This is a genomic window from Stutzerimonas stutzeri, from assembly GCF_013522825.1.
GTDB classification, from domain to species: domain Bacteria; phylum Pseudomonadota; class Gammaproteobacteria; order Pseudomonadales; family Pseudomonadaceae; genus Stutzerimonas; species Stutzerimonas stutzeri_AK.
Map to the genome: position 1 here is coordinate 39,248 of NZ_JAAMQZ010000028.1, position 13,047 is coordinate 52,294.

General features: G+C 60.6%; 10 protein-coding genes. 7 read left to right on the plus strand and 3 right to left on the minus strand.

What is annotated here, in order from left to right:
• Positions 1-83 precede the first annotated feature (83 nt).
• The 4 genes from moaA to ligA all read left to right on the plus strand — a co-directional run bounded on the left by moaA (position 84) and on the right by ligA (position 8,425).
• The gene (gene moaA, locus G7020_RS16735; RefSeq protein WP_181086316.1) at positions 84-1,079 is read left to right on the plus strand and encodes a GTP 3',8-cyclase MoaA; all 996 of its coding nucleotides are present in this window, start codon (positions 84-86) and stop codon (positions 1,077-1,079) included.
• A 263-nt stretch (positions 1,080-1,342) separates the two neighbouring features.
• A complete protein-coding gene (smc, locus tag G7020_RS16740; protein ID WP_181086317.1) occupies positions 1,343-4,828 on the plus strand; it encodes a chromosome segregation protein SMC in 3,486 nt (1,161 codons plus the stop codon).
• Between the two features lie 178 nt (positions 4,829-5,006).
• Positions 5,007-5,828, plus strand: a complete 822-nt coding sequence (gene zipA / locus G7020_RS16745) for a cell division protein ZipA (RefSeq protein ID WP_181086318.1) — start codon at positions 5,007-5,009, stop codon at positions 5,826-5,828.
• A 227-nt stretch (positions 5,829-6,055) separates the two neighbouring features.
• Complete coding sequence (gene ligA, locus G7020_RS16750; RefSeq protein ID WP_181086319.1) at positions 6,056-8,425, plus strand: NAD-dependent DNA ligase LigA; 2,370 nt, start codon at positions 6,056-6,058, stop codon at positions 8,423-8,425.
• Between the two features lie 188 nt (positions 8,426-8,613).
• Here the strand turns inward: ligA and mntA are convergent, their stop codons facing one another.
• Complete coding sequence (gene mntA, locus G7020_RS23900; protein ID WP_219852729.1) at positions 8,614-8,856, minus strand: type VII toxin-antitoxin system MntA family adenylyltransferase antitoxin; 243 nt, start codon at positions 8,854-8,856, stop codon at positions 8,614-8,616.
• Between the two features lie 170 nt (positions 8,857-9,026).
• On the opposite strand from mntA, the gene G7020_RS16760 reads away from it, so the two are divergent.
• Both G7020_RS16760 and G7020_RS16765 read left to right on the plus strand, forming a co-directional pair.
• Positions 9,027-9,962 (plus strand): DUF4351 domain-containing protein, encoded by a 936-nt coding sequence (locus G7020_RS16760; RefSeq protein ID WP_181086320.1) that lies wholly within the window; start codon positions 9,027-9,029, stop codon positions 9,960-9,962.
• Between the two features lie 120 nt (positions 9,963-10,082).
• Positions 10,083-10,343, plus strand: a complete 261-nt coding sequence (locus tag G7020_RS16765) for a DUF4351 domain-containing protein (RefSeq protein WP_181086321.1) — start codon at positions 10,083-10,085, stop codon at positions 10,341-10,343.
• A gap of 165 nt (positions 10,344-10,508) precedes the next feature.
• On the opposite strand, the gene G7020_RS16770 is transcribed toward G7020_RS16765, so the two are convergent.
• Together G7020_RS16770 and G7020_RS16775 are read right to left on the minus strand one after the other, a co-directional pair.
• Positions 10,509-10,880 carry a helix-turn-helix domain-containing protein gene (locus tag G7020_RS16770; RefSeq protein ID WP_181086322.1) on the minus strand — a complete coding sequence of 124 codons (372 nt, stop codon included), beginning with the start codon at positions 10,878-10,880 and terminating at the stop codon, positions 10,509-10,511.
• Positions 10,881-10,885: 5 nt separating this feature from the next.
• Positions 10,886-11,188 (minus strand): type II toxin-antitoxin system HigB family toxin, encoded by a 303-nt coding sequence (locus G7020_RS16775; protein WP_181086323.1) that lies wholly within the window; start codon positions 11,186-11,188, stop codon positions 10,886-10,888.
• 486 nt (positions 11,189-11,674) lie between these two features.
• Between G7020_RS16775 and G7020_RS16780 the strand changes: the two genes are divergently transcribed.
• Positions 11,675-12,646, plus strand: coding sequence for an Rpn family recombination-promoting nuclease/putative transposase (locus G7020_RS16780; protein ID WP_181086324.1), 972 nt, complete (start codon positions 11,675-11,677; stop codon positions 12,644-12,646).
• Positions 12,647-13,047: the final 401 nt, after the last annotated feature.

Here is a 13,047-nt window from a genome sequence, read left to right on the forward strand (position 1 = left end):
TCCAGGCTTTGCCCTATGCCTCGTTTAGGCATAGCCTTGGCGGTATTGGAAAGCTCATGCGCATCAAGCAGTTGGAGAGCGACATGCCTGAATCACAGTTGGTCGATCCGTTCGGTCGACGCATCACCTATCTGAGACTGTCGGTCACGGATCGCTGCGACTTCCGCTGCACCTATTGCATGAGCGAGGACATGGTGTTTGCGCCGCGCGCGCAGATTCTGACTCTGGAAGAGCTTTATGCGGTGGCCGATGCCTTTATCGGCCTGGGTGTCAAACGCATTCGTGTGACCGGCGGCGAGCCGCTGGTGCGCAAGGGGCTGCCTGATCTGCTGGCGCGCCTGGGCGCCCGTGAGGAGCTGGAAGACCTGGCGATCACCACCAATGGTTCGCAATTGCCGACGCTGGCGCCGATATTGAAAGCCGCTGGCGTCAAGCGGCTGAACATCAGTCTTGATTCCCTCAAGCGTGAGCGCTTCGCTGAGCTGACCCGCCGCGACAAGCTCGACCAGGTGCTCGAAGGCATCGACGCTGCACGCCAGGCGGGCTTCCGTCGGATCAAGATCAACAGCGTGATCCAGAAGGGCCGCAACGACGACGAAGTGCTGGATCTGGTGAATTTCGTTGTCGAGCGCGGGCTGGACATCAGCTTTATCGAAGAAATGCCCCTGGGAAGCATTTCCAGCCATCAGCGCGAGATCACCTTTTGCTCCAGCGACGAAGTGCGCGAGCGTATCGAAGTGGGCCACACGCTGGTGCGCAGCAGCCACACCACTGGCGGCCCGTCGCGCTACTGGCAGGTGGCGGGCAGTGAAACCCAGGTGGGCTTCATCTCGCCGCACAGCAACAACTTCTGCGGCAGCTGCAACCGTGTGCGCGTCACCGCCGAGGGCAAACTGGTGCTTTGCCTCGGGCATGAAGGCGCGCTGGACCTCAAGAGCCTGATGCGCCGTCATCCCGGCGACAGCGAACGCCTGCGCCAGGCACTGGTCGATGCGCTGCAGCTCAAGCCGGAAAAGCATGAATTCCGCACCGACGAGCAGGTACAGGTGGTGCGCTTCATGAGCATGACCGGCGGCTGATTCCGTGGCGTCGGGGCGCTGCTGTTTCCGTAGGCCTTGGCCGCGAATGGCTTGCATGATCGGGTTCGCGAGCATGGCCCGCTCCTACAAGGTAATGGCAAATCTATCCGTGAGACCCTGAGAACCCTTCCTGCAAGACGGCTCGATCAGCGTGATAAACTCCGCCGTTTTCGCGCTCGCGTCCACTCGATGCCAGGAATTGCGATGCTCACGGCGACCCTGCTTGTTCATCTTCCCGCTGACCGCCACGGATAAGGCCCCGCATGCGTCTGAAAAGCATCAAACTTGCCGGCTTCAAGTCCTTCGTCGATCCCACCACGGTCAGTTTCCCGAACAACATGTCGGCGGTGGTCGGGCCGAATGGTTGTGGCAAATCCAACATCATCGATGCCGTACGCTGGGTGATGGGCGAGAGTTCTGCGAAGAACCTGCGTGGCGAGTCGATGACCGACGTCATCTTCAATGGCTCCAACACGCGCAAGCCGGTGACCCAGGCCAGCATCGAGCTGATCTTCGACAACTCCGACGGCAGCCTGACCGGCGAATACGCGGCCTTCGCGGAAATCTCCATCCGTCGCCGCGTCACCCGTGATTCGCAGAACACCTATTTCCTCAACGGCGTGAAATGCCGTCGTCGCGACATCACCGATATCTTCCTCGGCACGGGCCTGGGGCCGCGCAGCTACTCGATCATCGAGCAGGGCATGATCTCCAAGCTGATCGAGGCCCGGCCCGAAGACCTGCGCAACTTCATCGAGGAAGCCGCCGGCATCTCCAAGTACAAGGAGCGCCGCCGCGAAACCGAGAACCGCATCCGCCGCACCCATGAGAACCTGGCGCGCCTGACCGACCTGCGCGAAGAGCTGGAACGCCAGCTTGAGCGCTTGCATCGCCAGGCGCAGTCGGCGGAGAAGTACCAGCAATACAAGGCCGAAGAGCGTCAGCTCAAGGCACAGCTATCGGCGCTGCGCTGGCAGACGCTGAACGAGCAGGTCGGCCAGCGCGAGCAGGTGATCGGTGATCAGGACGTAGCCTTCGAGGCGCTGGTGGCCGAGCAGCGCAATGCCGATGCCAGCATCGAGCGCCTGCGCGATGGCCACCACGAACTGTCCGAACGCTTCAATCAGGTCCAGGGCCGATTTTATTCCGTGGGCGGCGATATCGCGCGGGTCGAGCAGAGCATCCAGCACGGCCAACAGCGCTTGCGCCAGCTGCAGGACGACCTGCGCGAGGCCGAGCAGGCGCGCCTGGAAACCGAATCCCACCTGGGCCACGACCGCACCCTGCTGGCCACCCTCGGCGAAGAGCTGGCGATGCTGGAGCCCGAGCAGGAACTGGCGGGCGCGGCGGCGGAAGAAACCGCCGCGCAGCTGGAAGAAGCGGAAACCGCCATGCAGCACTGGCAGGAGCAGTGGGAGCGTTTCAACCATCAGAGCGCCGAGCCGCGCCGCGCGTCCGAGGTGCAGCAGTCGCGTATTCAGCAGCTCGAACAGAGCCTGGAGCGGCTGGCCGAGCGTCAGCGGCGCCTGGAGGATGAGCGCACCTCGCTGGCCAGCGACCCGGAAGATGCCGCGATGCTGGAGGTGGGCGAGCAACTGGCCATCAGCGAGCTGAATCTGGAAGAGCTGACCGCCGCCCAGGAACACACTGAACAACAGCTGGAGCAACTGCGCGAGCAACTGCAGGGCGCCACTCGGGCGCAGCAGCAGGCGCAGGGCGAACTGCAGCGCCTGAATGGCCGCATCACCTCGCTGGAAGCCTTGCAGCAGGCCGCGCTGGATCCCGGCAAGGGCGTGTCCGAATGGTTGCGTGAGCAACATCTCGATCAGCGCCCGCGACTGGCCGAGGGGCTTCGCGTCGAGCCGGGCTGGGAACTGGCGGTCGAAACCGTGCTGGGCGAGGACCTGCAGGCGGTGCTGCTGGACGGCTTCGAGAGCCTCGACATGAGTGGCTTCGAACAGGGTGATTTGCGCCTGGTCAGTGCGGCGCATGGCGAGCGCGTTGCCGGCTGTCTGCTGGACAAGGTCGAGTCTGCGACGGACCTTTCGCCCTGGCTGGGTCGAGTACGCCCCGTGGAAACCCTCGACCAGGCACTGGCCGGTCGTGCTGAGCTGGGCGATGGTGAAAGCCTGATCAGCCGTGATGGCTACTGGGTCGGTCGGCATTTTTTGCGAGTGCGGCGTGCCGCTGAAGCCGAGTCCGGGGTACTGGCGCGCGGACAGGAGCTGGAGCGCCTGCAGGCCGAGCGTGATCAACGTGAAACGGATCTTGAACTGCTGGACGAGCGTCTCGACCAGCTGCGCGATGCCCAGCACCAGCAGGAAGAGGAGCGCGAACAGCAGCGCCGCCGTCAGCAGGACGAAGCCCGTCAGCAGGCCGAGCTCAAGGCGCGCCTCTCGGCCGGTCAGGCCCGACTGGAACAGCTGAATCTGCGTCGTGGCCGTCTCGATGAAGAGCTGATCGAACTGGCCGCGCAGCGCGTTCTGGAAACCGAACAGCTGGCCGAGGCGCGGCTGCAACTGCAGGACGCCCTCGATGCCATGGCGCTGGACACCGAACGGCGCGAGGTGCTGCTGGCGAGCCGCGATGGCCTGCGCGAACGGCTTGACCAAGTGCGCCAGGAAGCCCGTCAGCGCAAGGATCAGGCGCATCAACTGGCGGTTCGCGTGGGCTCGCTCAAGGCTCAGCATGACTCGACGCGCCAGGCGCTTGAACGCCTGGAGCAACAATTCGAGCGTGCCGTGGAGCGTCGCGAGCAGCTCAGCCTGAACCTGGAAGAGGGCGAGGCGCCGCTGGAGGAGCTGCGCATGAAGCTGGAGGAACTGCTCGAACGGCGCATGGGTGTGGAGGATGAACTCAAGCTGGCCCGGCTGGCGCTGGAAGACGCTGACCGTGAACTGCGCGAGGCGGAAAAGCGCCGGACCCAGGCCGAACAGCAGGCGCACCTGTTGCGTGGCCAGCTCGAACAGCAACGCCTGGAATGGCAGGCGCTGGATGTTCGGCGCAAGGCGCTGCAGGATCAACTGCAGGAAGAAGGGTTCGATCTGCATGGCGTGCTCGCGACTCTGCCGGATGGCGCGAGCGAGGCGGAGTGGGCAGCGGAGCTGGAGCGTCTGGACACACGCATCCAGCGCCTTGGCCCGATCAATCTGGCGGCCATCGATGAATATCAGCAGCAGTCCGAGCGCAAGCGCTATCTGGACGCGCAGGATGCCGATCTCAGCGAGGCGCTGGAAACGCTGGAAAACGTCATCCGCAAGATCGACAGGGAAACCCGCAATCGCTTCAAGGAAACCTTCGACCAGATCAATGCCGGCCTGCAGACGCTCTTTCCCAAGGTTTTCGGTGGCGGTAGCGCTTATCTGGAACTTACCGGGGAAGATTTACTCGATACCGGGGTAGCGATCATGGCGCGTCCACCGGGCAAGAAGAACAGCACCATTCACCTGTTGTCGGGCGGCGAGAAGGCGCTGACGGCATTGGCGCTGGTGTTTGCGATCTTCCAGCTCAACCCTGCGCCGTTCTGCATGCTCGATGAAGTGGATGCGCCGCTCGATGACGCCAACGTTGGCCGCTATGCGCGGCTGGTCAAGGAAATGTCGGAGACCGTGCAATTCATCTACATCACGCACAACAAGATTGCGATGGAAATGGCCGACCAGTTGATGGGCGTGACCATGCACGAGCCGGGTTGCTCGCGTCTGGTCGCGGTTGATGTCGAGCAGGCGGTGGCACTGGTGGAAGCATGAAGACGTGCTGCTCTGCCAAGACGGTGTGTAACGGCAGCTTATAAAAGAGAGGCGGCAGCGGTGCACATCTACCGTTCGTCGTGCTAGTTTAGGGCGCAATTTTTACGATGCGCAGATCGGCCTGTTCAGCGGCGGTGAATCTGCGTTTTTATCATCGATTTCAGGGGTTTACGCATTAATGGATATCGGTCTGCGCGAGTGGCTGATCGTCATCGGCATCATTGTCATCGCCGGCATTCTCTTCGATGGCTGGCGGCGGATGCGCGGCAGCAAGGGCAAGTTGAGATTCAAGCTGGACCGCAATATCGCCAATAGCTTCCCCGATGATGACGTCACCCATGAAGTGCTCGGTCCTCCGCGCGTCGTCAATCGCGACAGCGAGCCAGCACTGGATGAGGACGATCTGCCATCGATCAGCGCGCGGGATAGCGGCAGTCGCCGCACCAGTGAGCCTCAGCAGGGCGACCTGCATTTCCCCAACGAGGAACCGGTTCCAACGCTGCTCAATCCCGTTGCCGACGAAGACGACGAAGCGGAAAACAGAGACCCTGAGCAAGAGTTGCCGCCTGTCGAGGAAGTGCTGGTGATCAACGTCATCGCCCGCGATCCTTCCGGTTTCCGTGGTCCGGCGTTGCTGCAGAACATTCTGGAAAGCGGCCTGCGTTTCGGTGAAATGGATATCTTCCACCGCCACGAAAGCATGGCCGGCAACGGCGAAGTGCTGTTCTCCATGGCCAATGCGGTCAAGCCCGGCACCTTCGATCTGGACGATATCGATCACTTCACCACGCCTGCCGTGAGCTTCTTCCTCGGTCTGCCAGGCCCGCGTCATCCGAAACAGGCCTTCGACGTGATGGTCGCCGCGGCGCGTAAATTGTCCGCCGAATTGAACGGCGAGCTGAAAGACGACCAGCGCAGCGTCCTGACCGCACAGACCATCGAACACTACCGCCAGCGCATCGTCGAATACGAACGCCGGAAAATGACGGTCAAGCGTTAGGTTCCGTGAGGGATTCCATGCGGTGTGGCTTTTGGTAGGAGCGGGCCACGCCCGCGAACAAAGCCCACACCCTGGCGCGGAATCTTTCGCGGGCATGGCCCGCTCCCACGGAAAGCGTTCTCTTGGCTGGCGACATGGCCGTAGCCCGGATTAGCTGAAGGCGTAATCCGACGTTTCCCGATCGGCTAGAATCCTCACCCTTCATCACTTCGCTACGGCTCCGTCATATGCCTTCCGCCCAAACCGCTGCCGAGCGCATCGCCGAACTGCGCAGCGAAATCGATGCCCACAACTACCGCTACTACGTTCTCGATGAGCCCAGCGTTCCCGACGTCGAATACGACCGCCTGTTCAATGAACTGAAAGTGCTGGAAGCCGAGCATCCGGAGCTGGTGACGCCCGAATCGCCGACTCAGCGTGTTGGCGGTGAGGCGCTGGCGGCGTTCGGTCAGGTGCGCCATGAGATGCCGATGCTCAGCCTCGGCAATGCCTTCGAGGAACAGCACCTGCTCGACTTCGACCGCCGCGTTCGTGAAGGGCTGGATCTGCCAGGTGGAGATCTGTTCGGCGATGGTGCAGAGGTCGAATACAGTTGCGAGCCCAAGCTAGATGGTCTGGCGGTGAGTCTGCTCTACGAGAACGGCCATCTGGTGCGCGGCGCCACTCGCGGTGATGGCAGCACTGGCGAGGACATCAGCGCCAACGTGCGCACGGTGCGCAATATCCCGCTCAAGCTGCACGGCTCCGGCTGGCCGGCGGTGCTGGAGGTGCGCGGTGAAATCTATATGCCCAGGGCCGGTTTCGAGGCGCTCAATGCACGGCAGCTGGAAAGCGGTGCCAAGCCCTTCGCCAATCCGCGCAATGCCGCCGCCGGCAGCCTGCGCCAGCTGGACTCGAAGATCACCGCCAGCCGTCCGCTGGAGCTCTGCGCCTATGGCGTGGGACGTAGTGACGGCAATTTGCCGGATACCCATATCGGCATTCTCAATGCGCTGAAAGGCTGGGGGCTGCCCGTCAGCCGCGAGCTGAAACTGGCCAAGGGCATTGCCGAATGCCGGGCCTACTACGACGCCATCGCCGAAAAACGCAATGCGCTGCCCTATGAGATCGACGGCGTTGTGTTCAAGGTCAATTCCGTGGCGCAGCAGCGCGAACTGGGCTTTCGTGCACGCGAACCGCGCTGGGCCATCGCTCACAAGTTTCCGGCACGCGAGGAAATCACCGAGCTGCTGGGCGTGGAATTCCAGGTCGGTCGCACTGGCGCCATCACGCCCGTGGCGCGGCTCAAGCCGGTGCAGGTGGCGGGCGTCACTGTCTCCAACGCGACCCTGCACAACATGGATGAGGTCGCGCGCCTGGGTGTGATGATCGGCGACACCGTGATAGTGCGTCGCGCTGGCGACGTGATTCCACAGATCCTCGGCCTTATTCCCGAACGCCGCCCAGCGGATGCCCGCGCCGTGCAGGTACCCGAACAATGCCCGGTTTGCGGCTCGGCAGTCGAGCGCACCCAGCTGATCAAGCGCAGCAAGGGCCGTGAGTCGGTCAGCGAAGGGTCGATCTACCGCTGCGTCGGTCGCCTGGCCTGCCAGGCGCAGCTCAAGCAGGCAATCATCCATTTCGTCTCGCGCCGCGCACTGGAAATCGACGGCCTGGGCGACAAGATCGTCGAACAGCTGGTAGACAAGGGCCTGGTCAATTCTCCGGCGGACCTCTACTGCCTGACCCATGAACAGATCATCGCACTGGAAGGCTTCGCCGAGGTTTCCACACGCAACCTGCTCAAGGCCATCGATGCCAGCCGCAAACCGACGCTCGCGCGTTTCGTCTATGCGCTGGGCATTCCCGATGTCGGCGAAGAAACCGCCAAGCTGCTGGCGCGCGCCCTGGGCTCGTTGGAGCGTATCGCTCAGGCGTTACCGGATGTGCTTGTCTACCTGCCAGAAGTGGGCCTCGAAGTCGCCCACGAAATCTACAGCTTCTTTCAGGATGGGCACAACCGCACGGTGATCGCCCAACTGCGTGAGCGCGGTGTTGAACTGCAGGAGGAAGGTGAACTGCATCCCGAGTTTGCTGCCTGCGCAACCCTTTCCGGGCTGATCGACAAGCTGAACATTCCCTTTATCGCCAGCACCGGCGCGCAACGTCTGGCCGACCGTTTCGGCAGTCTGGAGGCCATCATCGCCGCTGACTGGCTCGATCTGCGCCAGGTCGAACGCTTCACCGAAAAGGCCGCCCGGTCACTGCGCGATTACTTCGACAATCCTGAAAACGCCACTCGCGCCCGCCTGATCGAGGCGCAACTGCGTGACTTCGGCATGCACTGGCAAAGCGAGCGCAAGGAAGCCGCAGGCCTGCCACTCGCCGGCCAGACCTGGGTTCTGACCGGCACCCTCGAAACCATGAGCCGTGACGAAGGCAAAGCCCGCCTTGAAGTGCTGGGTGCCAAGGTCGCCGGCTCCGTATCGGCCAAGACCAGCTGCGTGGTGGCAGGGCCGGGTGCCGGCTCGAAGCTGACCAAGGCCAATGAGCTGGGGCTGACCGTGCTGGATGAAGAGGCGTTTCTGAAGCGGCTGGCGCAGTTGGAAGGGGGGTAGGTGCTGGGGGGAGCCGGCCAGTTCGGCAATCGGCTAACGCTTGATAATCAACCTATCCACCGCTGCCTCCGCTCGGCGAGCATGCGTTTGATATAGGGCATGAAGTCCTCATTATTGAAAATATGGCGGGTAACCCAATGCGCATGCAGAGCCGCATCGCCACGTATACGGACTCCGTAGCGAAGAATTCAGCCCAGCAGAGGCTCACCGACGGTAGCGAGATCAATCAGGTCAACCGGACGGCCTGTCGCTGAAGCGATCTCCGAAATCAACCGGACCTTGAGTTTCATATCCAGAGGCGCGGCTCCCAGAACGGCAATATCCACGTCGCTATCCGGTCCGGCAGTGTTGTCGGCGATCAAGCCAAAGACATAGACCAGCTTGATTTCCGGATACTGTGCCAACGCTGCTTCAACTTCGTTGATGGTCATAAAAACCTGCTTCGATGACTTGGCCAGCAATGGTACAGAAGCTCTGCAATTAGGAGCGTTTACAGTTGCAAGGGCTTCGGCAGGATTTGTTGTCTGGATGGATATCCAGTATTTTGGGGTGAATGGAGCTAGCAGAGCCCCGTGTTCGTACAGGCAATCAGGACGCACTTATGACAAGGAAGAACAGTCATGATCAGAATTTCAAGAACCTCATTCTCGACTATCCTCGCCAGGCCCTGGCTTTCTTCGCTGCCACCGAAGCCGTGGATATCGATGCCTCGACCAGCATCACACCGATTCGCCAGGAGCAACTGAAAAAGCGGCTGAGTGATCGTTTCCACGAGCTGGACATACCGCTGCTGGTGGAGTGGCCCGATGGCCGACGTGAAGCGCTGCTGTTCATCCTCGAAGAGGAAAGTGATCCGGCACGCTTTTCCATCCACCGTCTGGCGCATTACTGCCTGGATCTGGCTGAACTGTGCCAGACACGGCGAGTGGTTCCGGTAGTGATTTTCCTGAAGGGTAATGAGCGCATTCCTGATCGGCTCGAACTGGGTAGCGAGCGCCACATCTATCTCGGATTCAACTACCTGCGCTGCCTGCTGGCCTGCACCCCGGCTGCGGATTATCTGCACAGCGACAACCTGGTGGCCCGGCTCAACCTGCCGAACATGCACTGGGCGGCCCGGCACAAAGTAGATATCTACGATCAGGCCATTCGTGGCCTGCTGAAACTGGAGCCGGACCCTGAGAAACAGCTCAAGTACATCGACTTCATCGACATCTATTCGGCCCTGGACGACAATGAACGACGTATCTACCGGGATCGCTACCCTCAGGAGGAGCAAGGTATGACTCGACTGACGGAACGCCTGCTGGAGCAGGGCAAGCAGCAGGGGCTTCATCAAGGCATGCAGCAAGGTATACAACAGGGCATGCAACAGGGTGAGGTGACTGTATTGAGCCGACTGCTGGTGCGCCGCTTCGGCACCTTGACGCCCGAGATAGAGCAACGCCTGCAACAGGCGGATACCAAGGAGCTGGAGCGCTGGGCAGAGAACATCCTCGATGCCGAAACCCTTGACGACGTCTTCAGCCTGCATTGAAAAAGGCCATGTTCCCGCTACCGGCTGCTGAGCGCTCCTGCTTTTTGCAGGCGCGGATTTATCCGCGCGTTTCGTGGCGCTAATGAGCTGAGGCTTGAAAACCTGCAGGAGGTTGAAACCATGCTGGCCGATCGCATCATCAAGAAATTGGAGCGGGACTTCGAGCGTGCAGGCATGCAGAAATGGATGCAGGAAGGCATGCAGCAAGGCCAAGCCTCATTGCTGGGCCGTCAACTGAGCGTCCGCTTCGGCCCCTTGCCGGAATGGGCAGTGAAGCACCTCGAACAGGCCACACCGGAGCAGATCAACCATTGGGCCGAAGCGATATTCGAGGCGCAAAGCCTGGAAGAGCTGTTTGGTCAGTCAGATACCGCACCATAGCGATAGGCTGCAAGCTGTTGTCGTATTGACTTTGACTGACGGAACGCCTATTGGAGCAGGGCGTGCAGCAAGTGCACTGCCTCAGTGTGTTGCCAGGATGCGATCAGCACATCGATGAGTAAGGCTCCGAACTCCTGTGATTACACTGCTTCCAGGCGCGCCGGGTCAGGTGTGAGCGGTGGGCTTTATCAGGCTTTCAGCCGGAATGCCGAACATGTTGTGCAGTTTCCAGATCATCGGCAGCGTGAGCGCCCGCTTACCATTGAGCACCTCATATACCCGATTGGTGCGCCCGATAGCCGGGGCCAGGTCGGCAGGGGTCAATCCGGACTGTTCCATACGGAACTTGATCGCTTCAACCGGGTTCGGCAGATCGACCGGGAAGTGTTTGGTTTCGTAGGCTTCGATCAGGGTCAGCATCACCTCAAAGGCATCGCCTTCTGGGGTGCCGGGTTCCGGCTCGCAGTCAAACAGGGCGGAAACCTCTTTGAGCGCTGTTCTATATTCGCTGTCTGAACGGATAGGGCGAATGTGCATGGCGATTACTCCATCTCGACGGTGTCGGCATCAATAGCACCGTATTGACGATGCGTACCAACGAACTTGATATAAACCGCACCGTAGCGATAGGCCACAGCCGTTACGATACGGTAGTCGTTGCCCTTGATATTGAAGACAACCCGCCGGCTCTTGAGAATGCTTGCGCTGCGGTACTGCGCTTTGATCTCTGCCGGGCTTGACCAATTGGCTTTCTTGGCTTCATCAATCCAGGCGAGCAGGGGCTGCTCGGCGTCGGGGTATTGCTCCCAGAAGGCTCGCAGGTGACTGATGGCGATAATTCTCATGGTTCAATCGTAGTCCCATTGTGGGACTTTCTCAAGAGGGCGATACGCCTGTTGAACTGGAGAGGCAGCTCAAGTACATCGACATTCACTGACATCTATTCGGCCCTGGACGACAATGAGCGACGTATCTACCGGGACCGCTACCCTCAGGAGGAGCAAGGTATGACTCGACTGACGGAACGCCTGCTGGAGCAGGGCAAGGAGCAGGGGCTTCATCAAGGCAAGCAGCAGGGTGAAGTGACTGTATTGGGCTGCTGAGCGCTCCTGCTTTTGTAGGAGCGGATTTATCCGCGAGCTTCGTCGTTCAAGCACATGGATGAAGTGCGACCCGCGCCAAATCATCGACGGAGAAGTAACCGCTGGCCACGTCTACATCGATGATCTGTAACGCTTCGTGCTAATCGTCACAAACCGGCCCTGGCGATTTGCATGGTGCCGCGAATACGGACAAGACTTTCCGCTCAGCCAGCCAGGGAGAGGCCAGCGATGCGCGAACAGGACAAGGCTCACCGCAATATTTTCAACCATCCGCAGATGGTGCGTGATCTGCTCGTCGGTTTTGTACAGGAGGAGTGGGTCCGGGAACTGGATTTTGCCACGCTGGAGAAGGTCAACGGCCATTACGTCAGTGACGAACTCAAGGAGCGGGTCGATGACCTGGTCTGGCGCGTTCGTCATCGCGGCGAGTGGCTGTATATCTACTTGCTGCTGGAATTCCAGAGCAGGAACGACCACTGGATGGCGCTGCGCATGATGGTCTATGTCGGCCTGCTCTACCAGGACCTGATCAAGACCGAGAAAATCAGCACGCGTAGCCAGCTGCCGCCGGTATTTCCGCTGGTGATCTACAACGGCCTGCCCCGCTGGAAAGCACCCATGCATGTGTCCGAGCTGATCAGCCAGTTGCCCGGCACCTTGCAGCGTTACCAACCGAGCCTGCGCTACTTCCTGCTGGATGAGAACCGCTCGTCGGACCTGGCCCGGCAACTGCCGGACAATAGCGTGGCCAGCCTGATTGAAATCGAAGAGGGCGCCAGCCCGCAGGCCATCAAGGACGCGGTGACACGCTTGCGCATACGCCTGAGCGGGCCGGAGCATGCCAGCCTGCAGCGTGCCTTCACCGTATGGCTCAATCGCGTTATCCTCAAACGCATCAACTATCCCGATAATGCTTGCCCGGAAACAGAAAACCTGCAGGAGGTTGAAACCATGCTGGCCGATCGCATCATCAAGAAATGGGAGCGGGACTTCGAGCGTGCAGGCATGCAGAAATGGATGCAGGAAGGCCAGGCCTCATTGCTAGGCCGTCAACTGAGCGTCCGCTTCGGCCCTTTGCCGGAATGGGTGGTGAAGCACCTCGAACAGGCCACACCGGAGCAGATCAACCATTGGGCCGAAGCGATATTCGAGGCGCAAAGCCTGGAAGAGCTGTTTGGTCAGTCAGATACCGCGCCATAGCGATAGGCTACAAGCTGTTGTCGTATTGGCTTTGTCTCTCGCCAATGGTTTTGCGGTAAACGACGGAGGCACCTGATAAGGTTCTGGGACAGAATCTTTTCGCTACCGGCTACTGAGCGCTCCTGCTTTTGTGGCGGATTCCATGTCCCCCTTCAAGTAACTTCAGCAACTACAGTGGGAGAGCGCAGTGCCTGTGGGAGTGGCTTTCTTTTGCAGGCGCTCGTATCGGCTCATTGCGGTACACCCTTCTTGAAAGCCTGCCTGCCAGAGAAACCCGCACGCCAGTCTTGGAGGAGCCATCAAATTGATGGCATTCTTGCGGGCAGCGAAGGGCCGGGATGCTGCTGGTTTGGTCTGATCCTTGCTCATGGCTTTTAAGCGACGGCTAACTGGCACAGTCG

Coding starts and splice junctions, on each gene's coding strand:
- moaA (WP_181086316.1), top strand. CDS start 84: ATGCCTGAATCACAGTTGGTCGATCCGTTCGGTCGACGCATCACCTAT.
- smc (WP_181086317.1), top strand. CDS start 1,343: ATGCGTCTGAAAAGCATCAAACTTGCCGGCTTCAAGTCCTTCGTCGAT.
- zipA (WP_181086318.1), top strand. CDS start 5,007: ATGGATATCGGTCTGCGCGAGTGGCTGATCGTCATCGGCATCATTGTC.
- ligA (WP_181086319.1), top strand. CDS start 6,056: ATGCCTTCCGCCCAAACCGCTGCCGAGCGCATCGCCGAACTGCGCAGC.
- mntA (WP_219852729.1), bottom strand. CDS start 8,856: ATGACCATCAACGAAGTTGAAGCAGCGTTGGCACAGTATCCGGAAATC.
- G7020_RS16760 (WP_181086320.1), top strand. CDS start 9,027: ATGACAAGGAAGAACAGTCATGATCAGAATTTCAAGAACCTCATTCTC.
- G7020_RS16765 (WP_181086321.1), top strand. CDS start 10,083: ATGCTGGCCGATCGCATCATCAAGAAATTGGAGCGGGACTTCGAGCGT.
- G7020_RS16770 (WP_181086322.1), bottom strand. CDS start 10,880: ATGCACATTCGCCCTATCCGTTCAGACAGCGAATATAGAACAGCGCTC.
- G7020_RS16775 (WP_181086323.1), bottom strand. CDS start 11,188: ATGAGAATTATCGCCATCAGTCACCTGCGAGCCTTCTGGGAGCAATAC.
- G7020_RS16780 (WP_181086324.1), top strand. CDS start 11,675: ATGCGCGAACAGGACAAGGCTCACCGCAATATTTTCAACCATCCGCAG.